Source organism: Microbacterium xerophyticum (assembly GCF_053543555.1).
The window spans coordinates 423,972-431,119 of sequence record NZ_JBLVOB010000005.1; the positions used below are offsets into that span (position 1 = coordinate 423,972).

The 7,148-nt window shown below is 65.4% G+C and carries 9 protein-coding genes; 4 read left to right on the forward strand and 5 right to left on the reverse strand.

What is annotated here, in order from left to right; translation table 11 throughout:
- Positions 1–40: 40 nt before the first annotated feature.
- The gene (locus tag ACNPNP_RS06520) at positions 41–1,465 is read left to right on the forward strand and encodes an NCS2 family permease (RefSeq protein ID WP_448965233.1); all 1,425 of its coding nucleotides are present in this window, start codon (positions 41–43) and stop codon (positions 1,463–1,465) included.
- Between the two features lie 41 nt (positions 1,466–1,506).
- Here ACNPNP_RS06520 and ACNPNP_RS06525 read toward each other — a convergent pair whose 3' ends face one another.
- Positions 1,507–1,875, reverse strand: coding sequence for a winged helix-turn-helix transcriptional regulator (locus ACNPNP_RS06525; RefSeq protein ID WP_448965234.1), 369 nt, complete (start codon positions 1,873–1,875; stop codon positions 1,507–1,509).
- A gap of 74 nt (positions 1,876–1,949) precedes the next feature.
- Here ACNPNP_RS06525 and ACNPNP_RS06530 point away from each other — a divergent pair, with 74 nt between their 5' ends.
- The gene (locus ACNPNP_RS06530) at positions 1,950–2,360 is read left to right on the forward strand and encodes a RidA family protein (protein ID WP_448965235.1); all 411 of its coding nucleotides are present in this window, start codon (positions 1,950–1,952) and stop codon (positions 2,358–2,360) included.
- A 58-nt stretch (positions 2,361–2,418) separates the two neighbouring features.
- Here ACNPNP_RS06530 and ACNPNP_RS06535 read toward each other — a convergent pair whose 3' ends face one another.
- A complete protein-coding gene (locus ACNPNP_RS06535; protein ID WP_448965236.1) occupies positions 2,419–3,213 on the reverse strand; it encodes a hypothetical protein in 795 nt (264 codons plus the stop codon).
- 113 nt (positions 3,214–3,326) lie between these two features.
- A complete protein-coding gene (locus ACNPNP_RS06540; RefSeq protein WP_448965237.1) occupies positions 3,327–3,734 on the reverse strand; it encodes a VOC family protein in 408 nt (135 codons plus the stop codon).
- Positions 3,735–3,807: 73 nt separating this feature from the next.
- Here ACNPNP_RS06540 and ACNPNP_RS06545 point away from each other — a divergent pair, with 73 nt between their 5' ends.
- Positions 3,808–4,401 carry a TetR family transcriptional regulator gene (locus ACNPNP_RS06545; protein ID WP_448965238.1) on the forward strand — a complete coding sequence of 198 codons (594 nt, stop codon included), beginning with the start codon at positions 3,808–3,810 and terminating at the stop codon, positions 4,399–4,401.
- A gap of 46 nt (positions 4,402–4,447) precedes the next feature.
- On the opposite strand, the gene sucD is transcribed toward ACNPNP_RS06545, so the two are convergent.
- Both sucD and sucC read right to left on the reverse strand, forming a co-directional pair.
- The gene (gene sucD, locus ACNPNP_RS06550) at positions 4,448–5,350 is read right to left on the reverse strand and encodes a succinate--CoA ligase subunit alpha (RefSeq protein ID WP_448965239.1); all 903 of its coding nucleotides are present in this window, start codon (positions 5,348–5,350) and stop codon (positions 4,448–4,450) included.
- 29 nt (positions 5,351–5,379) lie between these two features.
- Positions 5,380–6,546: an ADP-forming succinate--CoA ligase subunit beta gene (sucC, locus tag ACNPNP_RS06555; RefSeq protein ID WP_448965240.1), complete on the reverse strand. Its 1,167-nt coding sequence runs from the start codon at positions 6,544–6,546 to the stop codon at positions 5,380–5,382.
- 185 nt (positions 6,547–6,731) lie between these two features.
- On the opposite strand from sucC, the gene ACNPNP_RS06560 reads away from it, so the two are divergent.
- On the forward strand, positions 6,732–7,148 hold a 417-nt coding region (locus ACNPNP_RS06560; RefSeq protein ID WP_448965241.1), incomplete at its 3' end, for a hypothetical protein.

The window sequence follows — 7,148 nt, forward strand, 5'->3', positions numbered from 1 at the left end:
CGACGCCGCGGACACGATATCGTCTCCACGGAGGTTCCCGATGACAACTGCCCCCTCGCCCGCCCCGGACCACACCGCTGAGCCGAAGAACGTGCTGGATCGCTTCTTCGAGATCAGCAGACGAGGCTCCACCATCGGCACCGAGGTGCGCGGCGGCGTCGTGACCTTCGTCACGATGGCCTACATCGTGATCCTCAACCCGATCATCCTCTCCACACCGGACGTCGAGGGCACGGTGCTCGACGGCGGCGCGGTCGCGGCGGCCACGGCGCTGACCGCCGGGGTCATGACGCTGCTGTTCGGCATCATCACCAGACTGCCGTTCGCGTTCGCCGCAGGACTGGGCATCAACGCCTTCCTCGCGTTCTCCGTGGTCGGATCGGTGACATGGCCCGAGGCCATGGCGCTCGTCATGATCAACGGCGCGATCATCGTGCTGCTCGCGGCCACCGGGCTTCGGAAGATGATCTTCGACGCGGTGCCCGTGCAGCTCAAGCTCGCCATCACCGTCGGCATCGGCCTGTTCATCGCCTTCATCGGCTTTGTGAACGCGGGCTTCGTCACCGCGACGGGCAACGCCTCTCCCCCGGTCGATCTGGGTGTGGGCGGTTCTGTGGCGACCGTGCCGACCCTGCTGTTCGTGATCACGCTCCTGCTCGGCGGAGTGCTGATCGCCGTACGCCTCAAGGGCGCCATCCTGATCGCTCTCGTCGGCGGCACCGTGCTCGCCGCGATCGTGAACATGATCTGGCCGTTCGGCCTCGATTTCGGCTTCGCCGGCGGCATCATGAGCCTGCCCGATCTCAGCCTGATCGGCGCGGTCGATTTCGGCTTCGACTTCACGAAGGTCAGTTTCGTCGCACTCGTCATGTTCGTCTTCACTCTCGTGTTCTCGAACTTCTTCGACGCCATGGGCACCATGACCGGCCTCGCCAAGGAAGCCGATCTCGCGGATGCGAAGGGCGACTTCCCGCGCATCAAGTCGGCACTGGTCGTCGAGGGCGTCGGCGCGATCGTCGGTGGCGCGACATCATCGTCGTCGGCGACGGTGTTCGTCGAATCCGGCTCCGGGATCGGCGAGGGTGCACGCACTGGTCTCGCGACGTCCGTGACCGGTGCGCTGTTCCTGCTCGCGATGTTCTTCACCCCGCTCACGTCCCTGGTTCCCGGGGCTGTCGCCGCGGCCGCGCTCGTGCTGGTCGGTGCGATGATGCTCTCGCAGATCAGGCACATCGACTTCGGCGACTTCCGCGTGCTGCTGCCGGTGTTCCTCACCGCCACGGTGATGCCGATGACGTACTCGATCGCCAACGGCATCGGCGCGGGCTTCGTCAGCTGGGTCGTCGTGAACGCGCTCTCGGGCAAGGCGAAGACCATCCACCCGCTGCTGTGGATCGTCGCCGCCGGTTTCGTGCTCTTCTTCGCCCGCGGACCGATCGAAGCGCTCTTCGGCGTCGGCATCTGACACATTGATGTTCGAAGGGCGGATGCTGCGGCATCCGCCCTTCAGATCAGCGAGCCGTCGAAGCGCTCGCGCGCCCGTTCCACCTCGGGAAGGTGCGCTGTCGTCCAGAGCAGCAACGCGTCGATGAGGTCCTGCAGTCCCTGACCGACGGGCGCGATGCGGTACTCGACCGCGACAGGCCGATCGCTCACGACGACGCGCTCGACCATGCCGTTGCGCTCGAGACGCCGCAAGGTCGCCGTGAGCGACTTCTGCGTGATCGCCGGGATCATCCGACGCAAGGCGTTGAACCGCAGTGCGCCGTGCTCGCACAACTGGTCGAGCACATGCAGCGACCACTTGTCGAGCAGTTGGTCGAGCAGTTCGCGGTGGGCGCCGGTGATGATCGGTCGGTCGTCGGTTTCCTGCACGAAACCTAGTCTCGTTGAAGTAGCCGCTGCATACCAAGTAGACATGGGATACCACCCACGAGAGGACACTTCCCATGCCCGTCAAGACGTTCAGCCCCGACGGCCTCCTGCAGCCCGTTCCCTACCACCACGTGTCCGTCGCGACCGGCACGCGGCACGTCCACGTCGCCGGGCAGATCGCACGCGATGCCGACGGGGCGCATGTGGCCACCGGCGATCTGACCGGTCAGGTCGAGCAGTCGCTGCGCAACGCCGCACGCGCTCTGGCCGGCGCCGGTGCGACCTTTGCCGACGTCGTGCGGCTGCGCTTCTTCGTCACGCAATGGCGCCCCGAGCACATGGGTGCGTTCACGCAGGGGGTCGAGAACGTCGCCGAGGAGATCGGACTCGAGCTGCCTCTGCCCCCGGCATCCCTCATCGGTGTCGACATCCTGTTCGAGCCGGACGTGCTCGTCGAGGTCGAGGCATACGCGATTCTCGAGTGAGCAGCCGGAGATCGCCGGGGGGGATGCATGCAGCACCCGCCCCGGGATCAGATACTGCTCACGCGCAGCTGAGCAGCTTCGGCGCCTGGACGAGCATGTCCGCGTTCTGACGCTGCCCCGCGATCACGTGCGACAGCGTGAACGTGTACGTGAACATCACGGTGCCGTCGCTGGTCGGCGTGAACGAGGCTCCCGGCTGCTGGGATGCGGAGAAGGCAGGATAGGCGCTCAACTCGGCCGGCACATCCGACGTCGTCTTGTCGCCGACGTAGCCCTGCACGATGTTGGGCAGCGAGACACCGGCGCCCGCTATCGACACATCAAGATGCTGCGTGCCGAGATAGGCAGCGGAAGTGTAGATCGGAAGCGCGAACTGGTAGGTGACGCCCGCGGCGACGCCCGCCGCGAACCGCAGTGTCACGGTGACAGGATCGGATGCGGCACCCGCGGTGTTGTTGTGGTCATCCAGCGACAAGAAGCCGGGTTCGTCGATCTCACCACCGCCCTGCCACCAGCTGGCAGGCGCAGGAGCGACGGCCGCATCGGTCTGCGTGTAGCCGCTGGCCGCATCACCAGAGGGCGCCTTCGCCGGGGTCCAACCCGTGCCGAAGTATCCGTTCTGTGTCGGGACGGTCCCTTGAGCGCCGTTGTCGCTGAGTACGCCGCCGGACACGACGAACTCCCCCACCGGCACGACGGTGCACACGACGGGCGTCGCGACCGATGCGGCTGCCAGCGGCGTGGCGACGGCGACGGCGATGACGGGAACCGACCATGCGGTGGCCTTGAGCACCGCGCGACGATCGATTCCTGAAACGGATGCAGAGTGCGCGGATGCGCTGAAATGAGACAAGTTTCCCCTCCCCAGAGAACACATGAAAATGCCCCCGCGACGGCCGAACAGCCACAGCGCGGGGGCAACGAATCACCCAGCCTATCGGGCTTTGGGAGCGCTCCCAAACGCGATCACTGCCCCGCGTACGCCGCGCCGTACTCGTCCGACGGCTCGATCGGCTCGATCACGTCGATGAGCAGCCCGCCCGGCGCTTCCACGATGAAGTGCCGTTGTCCGAATGCCTCATCGCGCAACGCGAGCCGTTCCGGCAGGTGCAGCTCATCGACCATCCGCGCATGCTCAGCGGCGGCATCCGGTACTTCCACATTGAGCAGCAAACCGGCGGCCGATACTCGAAAGCCGTTCGGAATCGTCTCATGCGTCCGGTCGAGGATCGCCAACTCACCGGCATCGTGCTTCAGACTCACGTACCAGTCAGCCTCGAAGGTCGTCTCAAAACCCAGCACCTCCCGATAGAACCGCGCGGATGCCGCGACGTCATCGACCATGAGTACCGGATAGAAGCTTGTGATGTTCATCATGATCCTTTACGTACAGAGTGTTTGTATTTACGGACCTAGAATACATACACACCGCACGTAAGGAAACAGCATGGCGAGAACATCTGCCGCACACGCGGCCGAGACCGCAAGACGCATCCTCGAAGTCGCCACCACCCACTTCGCCGAGAAGGGGTACGCGGCTGTCTCGGTCGACGAGGTGGCGCGCGCGGCTGACGTCACGCGAGGTGCGGTCTATCACCACTACCGCTCGAAACCGCAGCTGTTCACGGCCGTCGCGTCCGCGCAGCAGCAGCACATCGCGGAAGCGATCGCGGAAGCCACTGATGAGCGGGACGGCCCTGACGGCCTCCGGATCGGCAGCCACGCATTTCTCGACGCGATAACCCGCGGCGCGGCGGCGCGCGTCCTGCTGATCGACGGGCCCGCGGTATTGAGCTGGGAAGACTGGCGTCGCCTCGATTCCGACGGACCAACGGTTCTGCTGAGTGAAGGACTGGCCGAGGCTGGAGTCGATGCGGCACTTCTCGACGCACTCACCGCCACGCTTTCGGGGGCGATGAACGAACTCGCCCTATGGCTGTCGGAGCACCCTGGAGACTCCGTGGCGCGGTCCCGCGCGCACGAGTCGCTCGACGTCCTGCTCGATGCGGTGTCGCGTCCCTCGCAGCTCGCCCAGGAATGAACAACGGCCCCGGGGATATCCCCGAGGCCGTCGTTCAGAACAGCTCTTACAGCGCTTCGACGATCGCGCGCATCAGGTCCGCCGTCTCGGACGGCGTCTTGCCGACCTTGACTCCGGCGGCCTCAAGTGCCTCCTTCTTCGCCTGGGCAGTGCCTGCGGAGCCGGAGACGATGGCGCCGGCGTGGCCCATGGTCTTGCCCTCAGGAGCCGTGAAGCCCGCGACGTAGCCGACGACCGGCTTGGTGACGTGCGCCTTGATGTAGTCGGCGGCGCGCTCTTCAGCGTCACCACCGATCTCGCCGATCATGACGATGGCCTTGGTCTCGGGGTCGGCCTCGAACGCTGCGAGCGCGTCGATGTGCGTGGTGCCGATGACCGGGTCGCCGCCGATGCCGATGGCGGTCGAGAAGCCGAGGTCGCGCAGCTCGAACATCATCTGGTACGTCAGGGTGCCCGACTTCGAGACGAGACCGATCGGGCCCTTGCCGGTGATGTTCGCCGGGGTGATGCCGACGAGCGCCTCACCGGGCGTGATGATGCCGGGGCAGTTCGGGCCGATGATGCGGGTCTTGTTGCCCTTGCTCTGCGCGTACGCCCATGCCTCTGCCGAGTCGCCGACGGGGACGCCCTCGGTGATGACGACGAGCAGCGGGATCTCGGCGTCGATGGCCTCGATCAGCGCGTCCTTCGTGAAGGCGCCGGGGACGAAGGCGATCGACACGTCGGCGCCGGTCTCCTTCATGGCTTCTGCGACGGATGCGAAGACGGGGAGCTCGACCGCGCCGCCGTCCTTGTCCGTGTGCGAGACGGTCGTTCCGGCCTTGCGCGCGTTGACGCCGCCGACGACCTGGGTGCCTGCCTTCAGCATGAGTGCAGTGTGCTTCGTGCCCTCGCCACCGGTGATGCCCTGGACGATGACCTTGGAGTCCTTGTTGAGGTAGATCGACATTTCTTCAGTCCTTGTGTCTCAGCGGCGGATCAGGCGTTCGCCAGCTCGGCGGCCTTGTCAGCGCCCTCGTCCATGGTGGCGGCGAGGGTGACGAGCGGGTGGGCGTACTCGGCGAGGATCGCGCGACCCTCGTCGACGCGGTTGCCGTCGAGGCGCACCACGAGCGGCTTGGAAGCGGTGTCGCCGAGCGTCTCCAGTGCACCCTTGATGCCGTTCGCGACGGCGTCGCACGCGGTGATGCCGCCGAAGACGTTCACGAACACGCTCTTGACCTGCGGGTCACCGAGGATGACGTCGAGACCGGCCGCCATGACGGCAGCGGATGCTCCACCGCCGATGTCGAGGAAGTTCGCGGGCTTCACGCCGTTGTGGTTCTCACCGGCGTAGGCGACGACGTCGAGCGTCGACATGACGAGTCCTGCGCCGTTGCCGATGATGCCGACCTGGCCGTCGAGCTTGACGTAGTTGAGCCCGGACTCCTTGGCCTTCGCCTCGAGCGGGTCAGCGGCGTCCTTGTCCTCGAGCGCCTCGTGCTCGGGGTGGCGGATCTCCGATGCGTTCTCATCGAGGGTCACCTTGCCGTCGAGGGCGATGATGTCGCCGTCTTCGGTGCGGACGAGCGGGTTGACCTCGACGAGCGTGGCGTCCTCGCCCTTGTAGACCTCGTACAGCTTCACGAAGACGTCCGAGACCTTCTCGATGAGGTCTTCGGGGAAGTTCGCGGCGCGAGCGATCTCGACGGCCTTGTCCTTGTCGATACCGGTCAGCGGGTTGACCTCGATGCGGGCCAGCGCTTCGGGCTTCTCGACCGCGAGCTGCTCGATCTCCATGCCGCCCTCGACGCTGCAGAGCGACAGGTACGAGCGGTTCGCGCGGTCGAGCAGCACGGAGAAGTAGAACTCCTCGGCGATGCGGGCACCGGCTGCGACCATGACGCGCTTGACGATGTGGCCCTTGATGTCGAGGCCGAGGATCGACTTCGCGGCCTCGTACGCCTCATCGGGGGTCTTGGCGACCTTCACGCCGCCGGCCTTGCCGCGGCCACCGGTCTTGACCTGCGCCTTGACGACGACCACTCCACCGAGCTTCTCTGCTGCCGCTTTCACCTCCTCGGGGGTGTCCGCGACGATACCGGCGAGGACCGGCACTCCGTACTTCTCGAAAACGTCTCGTGCCTGGTACTCGTACAGATCCACTGTGCTTCCTTCACTGGGTCTCGGTCCGGAAAGTCTCTCGATGTCGAGACATCGACCAGTCCTCAAGCCTACTACCTCCGTCTGAGCACTCCGCGTCACCCGCCCGTCGTTCAGAGTCGTAGATATGTTCCTTTTTCCGATTCATACCCATTGTGATATTCGTACATCTCGACTAGTCTGGATTCATGGAGCCTTGGTTCGATGATGTGGATGATCGGCCGCGTGATGCCGCGTTCTTCGTCGAGTCGGCGTTGGATGATCTGCAGTGTGCGGATGTCGATCTGAACCGGTATGAGGCGAGGCGGTCGTGTCGGATTGCGGATGCTGTCGCGTTGGCGCGCCGTAATCCCGAGGTGTACGTGCACCAGACGGCGGATAAGGATGCCGTGGATCAGGCGGTGCGTGCGGCGATCTTCGATATCGCGTTGCGTTTGCGGTGTTCGGAGGAGTACGTGCGTGGGGTGCTGTTCACGGCGGAGGAGGCGATGGCGCATCTGCCGTTGCTGTGGGCGCAGGCCAGGGATGGGTTCGTGTCGATGTATCTCGTCGGTCGCACCGTGGGCGCGTTGGCGCGGGTGCGTGCCGATGTCGGCGCGTCAGAG